This window comes from Serratia sp. Nf2 (genome assembly GCF_003028435.1).
Classification (GTDB): Bacteria; Pseudomonadota; Gammaproteobacteria; order Enterobacterales; family Enterobacteriaceae; genus Serratia; species Serratia marcescens_L.
The window spans coordinates 219,324-233,484 of record NZ_PYTW01000009.1; the positions used below are offsets into that span (position 1 = coordinate 219,324).

Here is a 14,161-nt window from a genome sequence, read left to right on the forward strand (position 1 = left end):
AAAAACAAAGCCCCGCCGGAGCGGGGCCAGGAAGGCATGCGTAACGTGCAATCAGTTACTGCGGGCGAAGCCCAGAATGCTCAACAGGCTGATGAACATGTTGTAGAGCGACACGTACAGGCTAACGGTGGCGCGAATGTAGTTGGTCTCGCCGCCGTGAATGATGTTGCTGGTTTCCCACAGGATCGCGCCGGCGGAGAACAGGATGAACAGCGCGCTGATAGCCAGGTGCAGGGCAGGGATCTGCAGGAACAGGTTGGCGATCACCGCCACCAGCAGTACCACAAAACCGGCCATCATCATGCCGGACAGGAACGACATGTCTTTACGGGTGGTCAGCACATACGCCGAGCAGCAGAAGAACACCGCTGCGGTGCCGCCCAGCGCCAGCATGATCAGGTCGCCCGCGCCGGCGTTCAGGAACGAGCTGATAATTGGGCCGAGGGCGTATCCCATGAAGCCGGTCAGCGCGAACGCCGCCAGAATGCCCGCCGGGCTGTTGGCCAGTTTATGGGTCAGGAACATCAGGCCATAGAAACCGACCAGCATCAGCAACAAACCCGGCGCCGGTAGACCCAGCATCGTGCTGGCGGTTGCGGTCAGGGCTGAGAAGGCCAGCGTCAGGGATAACAGGAAATAGGTGTTGCGCAGGACTTTATGCGTGCTGAGCAGCGAGTCGCGCGAAGAAGATGAGACGACAATGCGGTCCATAATGCTCTCTCTTATCAAGCCATCACAAAATAATCCCGATAATAGGCAGCGCAAGCGCTTGATTAAAGTTTGTTTACCAATCTTTACCCTTAGTTATCATTGTTGCAACAGCAGGCGCTGCGGATGTGCGTTTGTTCGCCGTTTGTTGCACCTTCGCCGATTTTTCGCGCGGTTGAACGCGCCCGGGCTTTACAAGCGAATGAGGTCTGTTTATAGTGCGCGTCGTTGCGGAGGGGTGGCCGAGTGGCTGAAGGCAACGGTCTTGAAAACCGTCGACGGGAAACCGTTCCAGAGTTCGAATCTCTGCTCCTCCGCCATACATTCTGACCCCGTGCTCTCTGAGCACGGGGTTTTTTGCTTTTGCGTGCGCAGAAACTGGGGCGCTTTTGCAGGAAACGCGATCGGCTATTGATAAGGGCCTCGTATCGGTGAGATTATGCCTTCATCAAGGTCGGCCGCTCGGATGCCTGCTGTTGTCAGGCGTGACCGGTGCGATAATCAACGCCGCCTTATCTATTCCGCTTAATGCTCTATGGAGACAGAGATGAATTGGTATCAAGTCGCCTTATGGACCATGATTTTTCTGAAGTCTGGCGCTTTCCTGGTGTTTGTGTGGTGGTGGATGTTCAAGCGTGCGACCAAACCTTATGTGCGCCCGCAAGACGTCGTGGTAGATGATACGCCGTACGACGAGAATCTCACCATGGAAGAGGTGATGAAAAATCACGGCATCGTCCGTACGGATATGTCGGTAAAATAGCTCCCCCTGCCCAACCGGTATCTGGGGCGCGTTTGCCACGAGTGCGCCCCATTGTGTTTCTTCGCTGCCTCTCTACTCCCCCCTCAACGTCAGCCTGACGGCCAGATTGCCTAAAATGGGCATGGCGCAGGTGCTGAGTAACAACCAACCCGGCTACACGCCGTTCTCGCTGAATATCAGCTGCCAGAATATGCAGCAGGAAGGCTCTGCCGATCGCGCCATCTCACTGTTTCACGTCGCCGCCGGCGGCAGCCTGAACAGTCACTTCATCATCGGCATGGGGGCTTATTATTACCCTTATCAGCGCGATGGCGTCACGCAGGGGGAAATCAACACCTCGGCCACGTTGAATATCATCTATCCCTGAGAGGCTCGGGGCTGGGAGAACCGGTGCGCAACCTGCTTCGTTCACCGGTGTTCCGTCGGGCGTTCGAAAATATGCGCGCCGGCGCCCTGTTGGCCCAAAATATCGTTTGGGTTGCGCAGCGGGCAGTCGGTGAGCGACAGGCAACCGCAGCCGATGCAGCTGTCGAGATGGTCGCGCAGCACCGTCAGCCGCTGAATGCGCTCATCCAGCGTTTTGCGCCAGGCGGAGGACAAAATCCCCCATTGTTCGGAGGTCAGCTTGCTGCCGGTGGGAAAGCGGCCCAGCGTGGCGCGGATCTCCTCCAGCGGAATGCCCGCGCTTTGCGCGATTTTGATCACCTCGATGTAGCGCAAGACCACCGGCGTGTAGCGGCGCTGGTTACCGGCGTTGCGCGTTGCCTGAATCAGCCCCTTACTCTCGTAAAAGTGCAGCGCGGATACCGCCACACCGCTGCGCTTCGCCACTTCCCCCACGGTCAATAGCCGATAGGTGTCAATCGGTTCATTTCTTGCCATTCCACGTTCCTCAGCTTGACCTCAAGTTAACCTGAGGTTTTATAGTGCAGCCAGCCGGGCTTGGCAACCGGCATCTCTTGTCACCTGCCTGCGCTGCGTCGGGGGAAGGATGACTTTGGCTGTAAAATCAGGAAGAAACCGTTACATGATGAAACGATACCTCATTATTGCCGCGCTGCTGGCGACGCTCGCCGTCGCCGCCGTGGCGATGCGTTCCACCGCGCGACAAAACGAAGGCGCGCCGGCCTATCCGCCGGTGAAAGTGGCGCTGGCGCCTGCCGTGCGTGAACAGGCGGCGCGCAGCTATGCCGGCGTGGGCGAGCTGGAGGCGGCCAGCCAGGTGGCAGTGGCAGCGGAGACCAGCGGGCGCATCACGCGCATTTTGTTTGAATCCGGCCAAACGGTGCGGCAGGGACAGCTGCTGGTGCAGCTCAACGATGCGGTCGAGCAGGCTGAGCTGGTGCGCCTGCAGGCGCAATTGCGCAATGCCGATCTGCTGTTGGCGCGTATGCGCAAGCTGATGAACCTCAACGCCACGGCGCGGCAACAGTTGGACGATGCGCTGGCCGAACGGGATATGGCGCTCGGTGCGGTGCAGGAAACGCGGGCCAAAATCGCGCAAAAGGCGATCCGCGCACCGTTCGCCGGCACCATCGGCATTCGCCGCGTGCATGAAGGGCAATACCTCAACGCCGCCGACGCGGTGGCGAACCTGGTGGACGCCGATACGCTGCGCGTCAACTTCTCGCTGGACGAACAAAGCAGCGCCGGGCTGGCGCTGGGGCAGGCGATGTCGGTGCAGGTTGGGGCGTATCCCGATCGCGCTTTCCCCGCCGCCATTACCGCTATCGACCCGATGATCGGCAAATCCCGCACTGTGCAGGTGCAGGCGACGTTGACCAACCGCCAGGGGTTGCTGAAGGCCGGCATGTACGCCGGCATTCGCGTCACGCAGCAGCAGCGCGTGGCGGTGTTGACGGTGCCGGAAACGGCGCTGACCTACACGGCCTACGGCGATACCGTGTTCGTGGCGCAGCAGGGTGAAAAGGGCATGACGGTCAAACGGGTTTCGGTCGCCGTGGGTGAGCGCAACGACGGGCGCGTCGAGATCGTCAGCGGCCTGCAGGAAGGCGAGCGGGTGGTGACCTCGGGTCAGCTCAAGCTGAGCGACGGCATGGCGGCCGAACCGGTGGCGCAGGATACGCTGAACGCCGCCCAGGCCGGTTCTTGAGGAGAGACCGATGACATTTACCGATCTGTTCGTGCGCCGGCCGGTGCTGGCGCTGGTGGTCAGCACCCTGATCCTGTTGTTCGGCGCGCTGGCGCTCAGCCAACTCCCGATCCGCCAATACCCGCTGTTGGAAAACTCCACCATCACCATCAGTACCGACTATCCCGGCGCGTCGTCCGAGCTAATGCAGGGCTTTGTCACGCAGCCGATCGCTCAGGCGGTGTCGTCCGTCGAGGGCGTTGACTACCTTTCTTCCTCCTCGGTACAGGGGCGTAGCGTGGTGACGGTGCGCATGGCGCTGAACCGCGATTCGACCCAGGCGTTGACCGAAGTGATGGCCAAGGTCAACCAGGTACGCTACAAGCTGCCGGAGCAGGCTTACGATCCGGTGATTGAGCGCTCCGCCGGTGAAGCTACCGCCGTGGCCTATGTCGGCTTTTCCAGTAAAACGCTGTCCACGCCGGCGCTGAGCGAATACCTGACGCGGGTGGTGGAGCCGATGTTCACCACTATCGATGGCGTCGCCAAGGTGGAAGTGTTCGGCGGGCAAAAAATGGCGATGCGCCTGTGGCTGGACAGCGATCGGCTGGCCGGCCGCGGCCTAACCGCCGCCGACGTGGCCGACGCGGTGCGGCGCAACAACTACCAGGCGGCACCGGGCAAGGTGAAAGGGCAGTATGTGGTTGCCAACGTGCGGGTGAATACCGATCTCACCAGCGTGGAGGAGTTTCGCAATCTGGTGGTGCGCAACGACGGCAACGGCCTGGTGCGCCTGAAAGACGTCGGCACCGTCGAGCTGGGCGCGGCGGCCACGGAAACCAGCGCGCTGATGGATGGCGAACCGGCGGTGTTCCTCGGCGTCTTCCCCACGCCGACCGGCAACCCGCTGGTGATCGTCGACGGCATTCGTCACCTGATGCCGGCGATCGACAAGATGCAGCCGCCGGGCGTGAAAATGGCGCTGGCGTTCGAAACCGCACGCTTTATCCAGGCCTCGATTGATGAAGTGGTGCACACCCTGATCGAAGCGCTGGCGATCGTGGTGGCGGTGATCTACCTGTGTCTGGGATCGCTGCGCACCGTGCTGATCCCGGTGGTGACCATTCCGCTGTCGATCCTTGGTGCCGCCGGGCTGATGCTGGCCTTCGGCTTCAGCGTCAACTTGCTGACGCTGCTGGCGATGGTTTTGGCGATCGGCCTGGTGGTGGACGACGCCATCGTGGTGGTGGAGAACGTGCATCGTCATATCGAAGAAGGGAAAACGCCGCTGGCGGCGGCGATGATCGGCGCGCGCGAAGTGGCGGGGCCGGTGATCGCCATGACCCTGACGCTGGCGGCGGTCTACGCGCCGATCGGCCTGATGGGCGGTCTGACCGGCGCGCTGTTTCGCGAGTTCGCGCTGACGCTGGCCGGCGCGGTGGTGGTGTCCGGCGTGGTGGCGCTGACGTTGTCGCCGGTAATGAGTTCGCTCCTGCTGCCGGCCAAACAGAGCGAAGGGCGCGTGGCGCGCGCCGCCGAGTGGTTCTTCGGTGGCCTGACGCGGCGCTATGCGCGCGCGCTGGATTTTTCGCTGCACCACCGTTGGGTGACCGGCGCGCTGGCGCTGCTGGTGATGATCAGTCTGCCGCTGCTGTACCTGATGCCGCAGCGCGAGCTGGCGCCGACGGAGGATCAGGCCATCGTACTGACCGCCATCAAAGCGCCGCAGCATGCCAACCTGAACTATGTCGAACGCTTTGCCTACAAGCTGGACGAGGTTTACAACCGCATGCCGGAAACCGAAAGCCGCTGGATCATCAACGGCAGCGACGGCACGGCGTCCGGCATCGGCGGCATCAACCTGACGCTGTGGCAGGCGCGCCAGCGCTCGGCGTCGGCGGTGCAGGCCGATCTGCAGCGGGCGGTGAACGACGTCGAAGGCACCAGCATTTTCGCCTTCCAACTGCCCGCGTTGCCGGGCTCCACCGGCGGACTGCCGGTGCAGATGGTGCTGCGTACGCCGCAGGACTACCCGCAACTGTACCGCACCCTGGAAGAGGTGAAGCAGAACGCCAGAAACAGCGGCCTGTTTATGGTGGTGGACAGCGATCTGGACTACAACAACCCGCTGGCGGAGGTGCATATCGATCGCGCCAAGGCCAACAGCCTGGGGATCCGCATGAGTGACATCGGCGAATCGCTGGCGGTGCTGGTGGGAGAGAACTACCTCAACCGCTTCGGTATGGACGGGCGCGCCTATGACGTCATCCCGCAGAGCCTGCGCGAACAGCGGCTGACGCCGCAGGCGCTGGCGCGGCAGTACGTCCGCACGCAGGACAATACGCTGGTGCCGCTCTCCACCGTGGTGTCGGTGGCCGTTAAGGTCGAACCGAACAAGCTGACCCAGTTTAACCAGCAGAACGCCGCCACCCTGCAGGCCATTCCCGCGCCCGGCGTTTCGATGGGCGAAGCGGTGGCCTTTCTCGAACGGCAGGCCAATGCGCTGCCGGCCGAATTTAGCCACGACTGGCAGGGGGATTCGCGCCAATATACCCAGGAAGGCAGCGCGCTGGCGTTCGCGTTCCTGGCGGCGTTGGTGATCATCTACCTGGTGCTGGCGGCGCAGTATGAGAGCCTGAAGGATCCGCTGATCATCCTCATCACCGTGCCGCTGTCGATCTGCGGCGCCTTGCTGCCGCTGGCGCTGGGTTACGCCACGATGAACATCTATACCCAAGTCGGGCTGGTGACCCTGATCGGGCTGATCAGCAAGCACGGTATTCTGATGGTGGAGTTCGCCAACGAACTGCAGATGCATCAGGGGCTGACGCGGCGCGCCGCGATTTTGCAGGCGGCGCAAATTCGCCTGCGGCCGGTGCTGATGACCACCGGGGCGATGGTGTTCGGCTTGATCCCGCTGCTGTTCGCCAGCGGCGCCGGGGCTGCCAGCCGCTTCGGCCTGGGGCTGGTGATCGTGTCCGGCATGCTGGTGGGCACGCTGTTCACCCTGTTTGTGCTGCCGACGGTGTACACACTGTTGGCGCGCGATCACGCGGTGGCGTCGCCCCGGCAGCGTGAGTTGGCCGCCGCGCAAAAGGCGCTGACGGAATAAACCGCCGGCGTCCGTATGAAAAATAAACCCGCCTCGGCGGGTTTTTTCGTCAGTTTTTGCAGCCCATCAGGTCCGGCAGGACGCCGGGCTTGCTCTTCAGCGAAGCCTGTACGTCGTCCGGCAGACCGGCCCAGATGATCAGGCCGGTACGTTTCTCGATCTCGTCCACCGTCACGCGGAATTGGCAGAAATCGGCGCCCTTCGGCGTGTTCTGATCGAACAGGAAAGCGGCATAGTGGTTTACCGCTGGGCTGTTGTTGATGAAAATCACCTTCCAGTAGGCGCTGGGGATGGTGTGCGCTTTCTGGGTGCCCGGCAGTTTGCCCATATCGCGCTCATACAACGGCCCGGTCACGGTATAGACCGAGGAGATGTCGGCGCGATCGATCAGCTTGCGTTCCTGATCTTCCAGCCGCGCCCAGGCGCCCTGGTTAAGATCGGACTTTTGCGGCGTGATGTTGGACAGGTAGTTCAGCGATTCCCAGTCGGAAACGCCCGCCAGCGAGGCCAGCGGCGCCTGATGACCGCGATCGACCTTCAGCGCCGCGTTGGCGCCGGTGTAATCGGCGGGCGCCAGGGTGTCGGCCGGATTGAGCGCCGGGTCGGTTTTCCAGTTGCGCGTCTTGCCGCTGGCCGGCGTGTCTTTGGTGATGTGATAGGCCACCCAGTTGGCGAACTTGGTGGTGCTGTTGTTGTTCAACGTATAAGCATGACGCACGATCGACACGTTGCTGCTGCCGCCGGTCGGGCAGCCGACCGCGCAGTTGTCGATGGATTCGAGCGTGTCGGCCGACGCCTGTGCGGCGAACAGCAGGGCGGCCAGGGCCAACATCTTGTTGTTAAAGCGCATATTCATATCCTCAATAAGTTAAAAAACACTGTATATATCTACAGTGGATTAAACTTATCGCAGTGAAACGAATACAACAATGAAACATATTCATGTTGTGAATGTGTCAGCGTTGGCAGAGCGGAACGGCGCCCTACACGCCGTTTGGCCGATCAAAAACGCCAAAATGCGCGTGAACAAAGGATCAGCATCGGATAGATCTCGAGGCGGCCGAGCAGCATGGCGGCGCACATCAGCCATTTCGCCGCGTCGTTCAGCGTGCCGAAACCGGCGGCGGTTTCTCCGTACCCCAGCCCCATATTGTTGATGCAGGCGGCGACGGTGGCGAAGGCGGTGACCAGATCATAGCCCATCAGATTCAGCAGCCAGATAAACAAGCCGGTGAACAGTACGTAGAGAAAGAAGAAACTCCAGACGGAGCGCAGCGTTCGATCCTGGATCGGGGCATTGCCGACCTTGATGGTATACATGGCGTTGGGATGCACCAGTTGGTTGATTTCGAGCCGGCTTTGTTTGTACATGATCAGAAAACGCAGCGCTTTAATGCCGCCGCAGGTGGAGCCGACGCAGCCGCCGAAGAAACTCGCCGCCAGCAGCAGCATGATGGTGTGGGATGGGATCCGGGTGTAATCGGCAATCGCCAGGCCGTTGTCGGTCATCATCGAACTGGTGAGGAAAAAGCCGTGCACGAAGGCGTCTTTGACGCCGTACATGCCCGAGCGGTACAGCTCGATACACACGATCGCCACGACGATGGTCAGAATCAACAGGAAGAAGCGCAGCTCGGGGCTGCGGTACAGCGGTTTCAGGCTGCGGCGGCCGACAGCCACGAAATAGAGCGTGAAATTCACCGCCGCCAGAATAGAGAAAATACCGCCGACCATTTCCACCGCCGAACTGTCGTAGAACCCCAGGCTCTCGTTGCGGGTGGAAAATCCGCCGAGCGAAACGGTGGAAATGCCGTGGCATAACGCATCGAACCATGGCATGCCCGCCAGACGAAAGGCGACGGTGCAGGCTAACCCCAGCCCAAGGTAGATCAACCACAGGTTTTTCGAGGTATCGGCCAGGCGTGGCGTCAGGCGTTCCTCCTTGAACGGGCCGGGCATTTCCGACTGGTAAAGTTTGGCACCGCCGATGCCCAGCAGCGGCAGCACGGCCACCGCCAGCACGATAACCCCGAGGCCGCCGATAAAATTGAGCTGGGAACGGTAGTAGAGGAACGATTTGGGCACGTTCGAGACGTCATTCAGCACCGAGGCGCCGGTGGTGGTGATGCCGGAGACCCCCTCAAACATCGCGTCAACCAGCCGGACGTTCAGCGTATCATCCAGCCACAGCGGCAGGGCGCTGATCACGGAAAACAGCAGCCAAAACATCACGGTGATCAGAAAGCCGTCCTGAGTACGCAACTGCACTTTCGACTGGCGGGTGCTGAACCAGCCCAATCCGCCGAGCGTGGCGGCGGCCACCAGGGTATAGAAGAATGAGAAGGCGCTTTTTTCTTTATACAGCAGACCCATCAGCAGGGGCGGGATCATCGAAAGGCTGTAAAGAAGGACCAAAAAGCTGCAAAGATGAATGACGACCAGGATTTGTTTGGTTCTGACCATGCTGTTGCTCGGAATGCCTGCCGACAATGTGTCAATTTATTGAAGTGTATCAAGCATAAAGCAGGCGATATAAAAATAGCGTAAAAATTCATATCGCCGAATAAGTATGGCCGGTGAGCCTGCCGGGGAGGCGTTATTCCAGCAGGTCGTTGACCGTGCGGCGCACATAGTGCGTCATTTGCGCCAGATCGTCCGGCGACACCGGGCCGCCGCCGGCGCGCACCACCTGCTGTTCGATCTGGGCGATCTCTTGCTCGACCTTGTTGGCGATTTGCACTTTGACTATCTTGTCCACCGAAGACAGCAGCACCTTCAAGACCACTTTCAGCGCGATGTTCTCGCAGAACGAGTCGTAGTGATGAACCGGCGGCGGCGGGGCCGGAGCCGGCTCGGGCGCGCGCGGAGCCAGAGCCTTGAAGCTGTCTACATTTTCAATAATAAGATCCATGTCTCTTATTAGTTCATCAAAATCTTTAGACACTGACTTATTCCCTTCGCTGTGCGCAAAAAACAGAACGCCCGTCCTCGGGCTGAAAGCGGATGAGCGACGGGCAGAACGAATTCGGGCCTGGCCTTCAGACGCTGAATGGCCGGGGGACGGGCATTCTAACCTTGCGGCGGGTCGGCAACAAGATGGGGCCGTGCGAATGCGCGGCCCTTTGAATCACAGGCGCAGGAGGGTGCTTAACTTTTCAGCTTGGCGGTGATTTTTGCCACGTGCTCGCCCTGATAGCGGGCAATGGTCAACTCTTCGTTGCTCGGTTGCCGCGAACCGTCGGCGCCGGCGATGGTGGTGGCGCCATACGGGGTGCCGCCGCGTACCTGCGAAACGTCAAACAGCTCTGGCGTGGCATAGCCGATCGGCACGATGATGAAACCGTGGTGCGCCAGCGTGGTCCAGGTGGAACTGATGGTGTGTTCCTGGCCGCCGCCGGTGCCGGTAGAGGAGAAGACGCTGCCTACCTTGCCGTACAACGCGCCGGAAGCCCACAGGCCGCCGGTCTGATCGAGGAAGGTGCGCATCTGCCCGGCCATATTGCCGAAGCGGGTCGGCGTGCCGAATATAATGCCGTCATAGTCCGCCAGCTCCTGCGGGCTGGCGATCGGCGCCTGCTGATGTTGTTTGCCCCCGGCTTTGGCAAAGGCCTCCGGCGTCATGGTTTCCGGCACGCGTTTAATCGTCACGTCCACGCCGTTAACCCGATTCGCGCCTTCGGCCACCGCCTGCGCCAGGTGTTCGATATGGCCGTACATTGAGTAATAAAGCACCAACACTTTCGTCATGTTCCGTACTCCCGCTCAGATGATTAACAAAAACCCTTGATAAGCATAGAAGCGAATGACGAATTTGGTTTTGTCGAATGGCGGATTCAGGGCAAGCGCCGCAGCTTGTGCGCCAGCCGCTGTTCCTGCCAGCGGCTGAAGACATTGCGCAGCAGCAGGGTGCGCACCGCCCGCATGACCAGCGCGAGGCTCATGCCGCCGATCGCCCACAGCGACCAGAGATATTGCGGGTGGGTAAACCCATTGATGGCGAACAACATCACGCCAATCACGGCGAAACGCACCGCCATGCTCAGCAGTTTGCCTTCTGCCGCGACCTGGCGACGAATACGCTGTTCGTCAGGCGTCTCCTCCTCCATTACCTGTTGCGGCTGCGCATTGAGATCGCTGACCTGCACGCCCAGCGCGGCAGCGATCGCGGTCAAGGTTTCCAGGCTGGCCTGTTCACCGTTTTTAATCCGCTGGACGGTGCGGGTGCTGAGGCCGGCGATCGTCGCCAGCTGCTCCTGCGACCAGCCTTTTTCCAGACGTAATGGCCTGATGCGGTACTTTTGCATGGTGCACTCCTGAGTTCGCTGTCACTTTCATTCAGTGTAGGGCGAGCGGGGTGGCGGCGCCACGACAGCGGCACGACAGCGAGACGACATCCGCCGCCGGCGCGGGCCGGCGGGCAGTCAGAAGGCGACGTTGCGGATAAAGCGCAGGGGCTGGTCGCCGTGGTTGGCGTAAGCGTAGCGTTGATCGCTGTTGAAGGTTTGCGCGGCGCCGGCGGTGAGCGTCAGCGTATCTTGTTCCAGCTCCAGCGTCAGGGTACCGGCAATCACGTAGATCATTTCGCTCCAGCCTTCGGCGTCCGGCGCAGAGTCATAGCGCTCGCCCGGCATCAGCGTCCATTCCCACAGCTCGGCCCGCTGCCGCGCCGGTACGCTGGCGGCGAACAGCGCCTGGCTGCCCGGCTTCGCGCCTTGCCAGGCCAGTTCCCCCACCAGATGGCTGCCGCGCGCTTCCGGCGCCTGGATCAGATCGGTGAAGGAAATCGTCAGGGCGGCGGCGATCTTATCGAGCACCGCCAGGCTGACGTTGCGATCGCCGGCCTCGATGCCCGCCAGCATGCGGCGGCTGACGCCGGAAAGCTCGGCCAGCGCCATCTGGCTCAGGCCCGCCCGTTGGCGGTATCCGCGCAGGTTGCTGCTCAGGTACTGCAGCACCTTGGGGGGATCGGTTTTTGCGTTATGCGCCGTATTGCTCATCGCCGGACTTTATCTCATACTGGCAGGATCTGTGCATTATATTGCACTCAGCAGGAAGGGCAAGCCGGTGTCAGCAGCAAAAAAATCCTTTATTTCCACCGTGGTTCCGCAAATCAGGCTGCCGGAGGCGGTGTTGATTTTCATCACCATGATCTGGGGCGGCACCTTTTTGGCGGTGCATCATGCGATGCAGGTCAGCGGGCCGTTCTTTTTCGTCGGCCTGCGTTTCGCCACCGCCACGCTGGCGCTGACCCTGTTTTCGCTGCGCGTGTTGCGCGGCCTGACCCTGTATGAACTGAAGGCGGGCGGGCTGATTGGGCTGGCGATCATGTTCGGCTACAGCATGCAAACCGTCGGCCTGCAGACCATCACCAGCAGCCAATCGGCGTTTATCACCGCCATGTACGTGCCGATCGTGCCACTGTTGCAATGGTTGGTGCTGGGGCGGTTCCCCGGCATTATGTCGTGGATCGGCATTCTGCTGGCCTTTACCGGCCTGATGCTGCTGGCGGCGCCGAGCAGCACCGACATGACGCTGAGCCTCGGCGAAATTCTGACGCTGGCCGGCACCCTGGGCATGGCGGCAGAGATCATTTTGATCGGCGCTTTCGCCGGCAAGGTGAATATCCGCCGGGTGACCATCGTGCAGCTGGCGACCGCCTCGCTGGCTTCATTTTTGATGATGGCACCGACCGGCGAGTCGCCGCCGCCGTATTCGGATTACCTGCTGTACAGCGCCATTGGGCTGGGGCTGGCCAGCGCCTTGATTCAGCTGACCATGAACTGGGCGCAGCGCAGCGTTTCGCCGACGCGGGCCACGGTGATTTACGCCGGCGAACCGGTCTGGGCGGGCATCGTCGGGCGGTTGGCCGGGGAGCGTTTGCCGGGCGTGGCGTTATTGGGGGGCGCGTTGATCGTGATTGGGGTGGTGGTCAGCGAACTGCGCGTGCGGCGCAAGGATAAAGCGGCGGTGGCGACGGAAGCGGATTAGCGCAGAGGCACAAAAAGAAGTAAGGGGCGGAGATATCCGCCCCTTTTTGCATCACGCGGTTTTCTTCTTGCGCAGGAACACGTAAGACAGGCCGAGCACGATGAACCACAGCGGGGTGACGATCAGCGCCTGGCGGGTGTCTTCGCGCAGCGAAAGCAGCACCAGCACGAACACGAAGAACGCCATGCACACCCAGCACATCAGCTTGCCGGCAGGCATCTTGTAGATCGATTTCTGGTGCAGCGCCGGGCGCTGTTTACGGTAGACCAGGTACGAACACAGGATGATGGTCCAGACGAACATGAACAGAATCGCCGATACGGTGGTCACCAGGGTGAAGACCGTCATCACGTTCGGGATCAGATAAATCAGCACCACGCCGCCCAGCAGGCAGATGCAGGAGAAGGTGAGGCCGTTGGCCGGCACCGCGCGCTTGGACAGGTTGGCGAACGATTTCGGCGCGTCGCCTTCCTGCGCCAGCCCGAACAGCATGCGGCTGGTGGAGAACACGCCGCTGTTGGCGGAAGAGGCGGCGGAGGTCAGCACCACGAAGTTGATCACGCTGGCCGCAGCCGGCAGGCCGATCAGCACGAACAATTCAACGAACGGGCTCTTGTCCGCCACCACGGAATTCCACGGCGTCACCGACATGATGACGATCAGGGCGAACACGTAGAACATGATGATGCGGATCGGAATCGAGTTGATGGCGCGCGGCAGCGATTTCTCCGGATCCTTGGTTTCTGCGGCGGTGGTGCCCACCAGCTCAATGCCGACGAAGGCGAATACCGCAATCTGGAAGCCGGCGAAGAAGCCGCTGATGCCTTTCGGGAACATGCCGCCGTCATTCCACAGATGGGTGAATGAGGCCACGGTGCCGGTCGGCGACTGGAACTGCATGGCGATCATCACCAGCCCGGCGACGATCAGCCCGACGATGGCGACGATTTTGATCATCGCAAACCAGAACTCCATTTCGCCGAACATCTTCACGGTCGCCAGGTTAAGGCCAAGCAGCAACAGCACGCACAGCAGCGAAGCGATCCATTGCGACAGCCCGGGGAACCAGAACTGGGCGTAGGCGGTGATCGCCACGACGTCGGCGATGCCGGTGACCACCCAGCAGAACCAGTAGGTCCAGCCGGTGAAGAACCCGGCCCACGGGCCGAGCAGATCCGCAGCGAAATCGCTGAACGATTTGTATTCCAGGTTGGACAGCAGCAGCTCGCCCATGGCGCGCATCACGAAGAACAGCATAAAGCCGATGATCATGTACACGAAGATGATCGAAGGGCCGGCCAGGCTGATGGTTTTACCGGAGCCCATAAACAGGCCGGTGCCGATGGCGCCGCCGATGGCGATCAGTTGAATATGTCGGTTAGTGAGGTTTCGCCGTAGATGATCTTCTGAAGCGGGCGTCGCGTCAGTCGCTATTTTAGAGTGATCTACCATCTGATGATGTCCTGTTTTACCTGTCATTAGTGAAGTCGTGAGCTCT

General features: G+C 61.0%; 14 protein-coding genes and 1 tRNA gene. 6 read left to right on the plus strand and 9 right to left on the minus strand.

The genetic code is table 11. The annotated features are described in order from the left end of the window. Window positions 1–51 precede the first annotated feature (51 nt). Complete coding sequence (yccA, locus tag C9411_RS19720) at window positions 52–711, minus strand: FtsH protease modulator YccA (RefSeq protein ID WP_107227737.1); 660 nt, start codon at window positions 709–711, stop codon at window positions 52–54. A 229-nt stretch (window positions 712–940) separates the two neighbouring features. Between yccA and C9411_RS19725 the strand changes: the two genes are divergently transcribed. The 3 genes from C9411_RS19725 to C9411_RS19735 all read left to right on the plus strand — a co-directional run bounded on the left by C9411_RS19725 (window position 941) and on the right by C9411_RS19735 (window position 1,838). Next, a tRNA-Ser gene (locus C9411_RS19725) sits at window positions 941–1,028 on the plus strand. 227 nt (window positions 1,029–1,255) lie between these two features. Continuing rightward, window positions 1,256–1,471 carry a hypothetical protein gene (locus C9411_RS19730; RefSeq protein ID WP_016928277.1) on the plus strand — a complete coding sequence of 72 codons (216 nt, stop codon included), beginning with the start codon at window positions 1,256–1,258 and terminating at the stop codon, window positions 1,469–1,471. A 115-nt stretch (window positions 1,472–1,586) separates the two neighbouring features. After that, window positions 1,587–1,838 (plus strand): hypothetical protein, encoded by a 252-nt coding sequence (locus C9411_RS19735; RefSeq protein WP_233221930.1) that lies wholly within the window; start codon window positions 1,587–1,589, stop codon window positions 1,836–1,838. Between the two features lie 41 nt (window positions 1,839–1,879). On the opposite strand, the gene soxR is transcribed toward C9411_RS19735, so the two are convergent. Further along, window positions 1,880–2,353 carry a redox-sensitive transcriptional activator SoxR gene (gene soxR, locus C9411_RS19740; RefSeq protein ID WP_107227738.1) on the minus strand — a complete coding sequence of 158 codons (474 nt, stop codon included), beginning with the start codon at window positions 2,351–2,353 and terminating at the stop codon, window positions 1,880–1,882. A 145-nt stretch (window positions 2,354–2,498) separates the two neighbouring features. On the opposite strand from soxR, the gene C9411_RS19745 reads away from it, so the two are divergent. Next, window positions 2,499–3,584: an efflux RND transporter periplasmic adaptor subunit gene (locus C9411_RS19745; protein ID WP_107227739.1), complete on the plus strand. Its 1,086-nt coding sequence runs from the start codon at window positions 2,499–2,501 to the stop codon at window positions 3,582–3,584. A gap of 10 nt (window positions 3,585–3,594) precedes the next feature. After that, window positions 3,595–6,675 carry a MexW/MexI family multidrug efflux RND transporter permease subunit gene (locus C9411_RS19750; RefSeq protein WP_107227740.1) on the plus strand — a complete coding sequence of 1,027 codons (3,081 nt, stop codon included), beginning with the start codon at window positions 3,595–3,597 and terminating at the stop codon, window positions 6,673–6,675. A 49-nt stretch (window positions 6,676–6,724) separates the two neighbouring features. Here C9411_RS19750 and C9411_RS19755 read toward each other — a convergent pair whose 3' ends face one another. The 6 genes from C9411_RS19755 to C9411_RS19780 form a co-directional block, all read right to left on the minus strand. After that, on the minus strand, window positions 6,725–7,525 hold the full coding sequence (locus tag C9411_RS19755) for a DNA/RNA non-specific endonuclease (RefSeq protein WP_107227741.1): 801 nt from the start codon (window positions 7,523–7,525) through the stop codon (window positions 6,725–6,727). A gap of 152 nt (window positions 7,526–7,677) precedes the next feature. After that, entirely contained in the window at window positions 7,678–9,138 is a 1,461-nt protein-coding gene (locus C9411_RS19760) for a TrkH family potassium uptake protein (protein WP_107227742.1), read from the minus strand. A 133-nt stretch (window positions 9,139–9,271) separates the two neighbouring features. Then, the gene (locus tag C9411_RS19765; RefSeq protein ID WP_016928271.1) at window positions 9,272–9,586 is read right to left on the minus strand and encodes a hypothetical protein; all 315 of its coding nucleotides are present in this window, start codon (window positions 9,584–9,586) and stop codon (window positions 9,272–9,274) included. Between the two features lie 236 nt (window positions 9,587–9,822). Next, the gene (wrbA, locus tag C9411_RS19770) at window positions 9,823–10,422 is read right to left on the minus strand and encodes an NAD(P)H:quinone oxidoreductase (RefSeq protein WP_063989470.1); all 600 of its coding nucleotides are present in this window, start codon (window positions 10,420–10,422) and stop codon (window positions 9,823–9,825) included. Window positions 10,423–10,508: 86 nt separating this feature from the next. Continuing rightward, complete coding sequence (locus C9411_RS19775; RefSeq protein ID WP_107227743.1) at window positions 10,509–10,979, minus strand: helix-turn-helix domain-containing protein; 471 nt, start codon at window positions 10,977–10,979, stop codon at window positions 10,509–10,511. Window positions 10,980–11,096: 117 nt separating this feature from the next. Then, complete coding sequence (locus tag C9411_RS19780) at window positions 11,097–11,672, minus strand: helix-turn-helix domain-containing protein (RefSeq protein WP_063989472.1); 576 nt, start codon at window positions 11,670–11,672, stop codon at window positions 11,097–11,099. 67 nt (window positions 11,673–11,739) lie between these two features. Between C9411_RS19780 and C9411_RS19785 the strand changes: the two genes are divergently transcribed. Next, window positions 11,740–12,663: a DMT family transporter gene (locus C9411_RS19785; RefSeq protein ID WP_063989473.1), complete on the plus strand. Its 924-nt coding sequence runs from the start codon at window positions 11,740–11,742 to the stop codon at window positions 12,661–12,663. A gap of 51 nt (window positions 12,664–12,714) precedes the next feature. Here the strand turns inward: C9411_RS19785 and cycA are convergent, their stop codons facing one another. Beyond that, the gene (gene cycA, locus C9411_RS19790) at window positions 12,715–14,115 is read right to left on the minus strand and encodes a D-serine/D-alanine/glycine transporter (protein ID WP_107227744.1); all 1,401 of its coding nucleotides are present in this window, start codon (window positions 14,113–14,115) and stop codon (window positions 12,715–12,717) included. Between the last annotated feature and the right edge of the window lie 46 nt (window positions 14,116–14,161).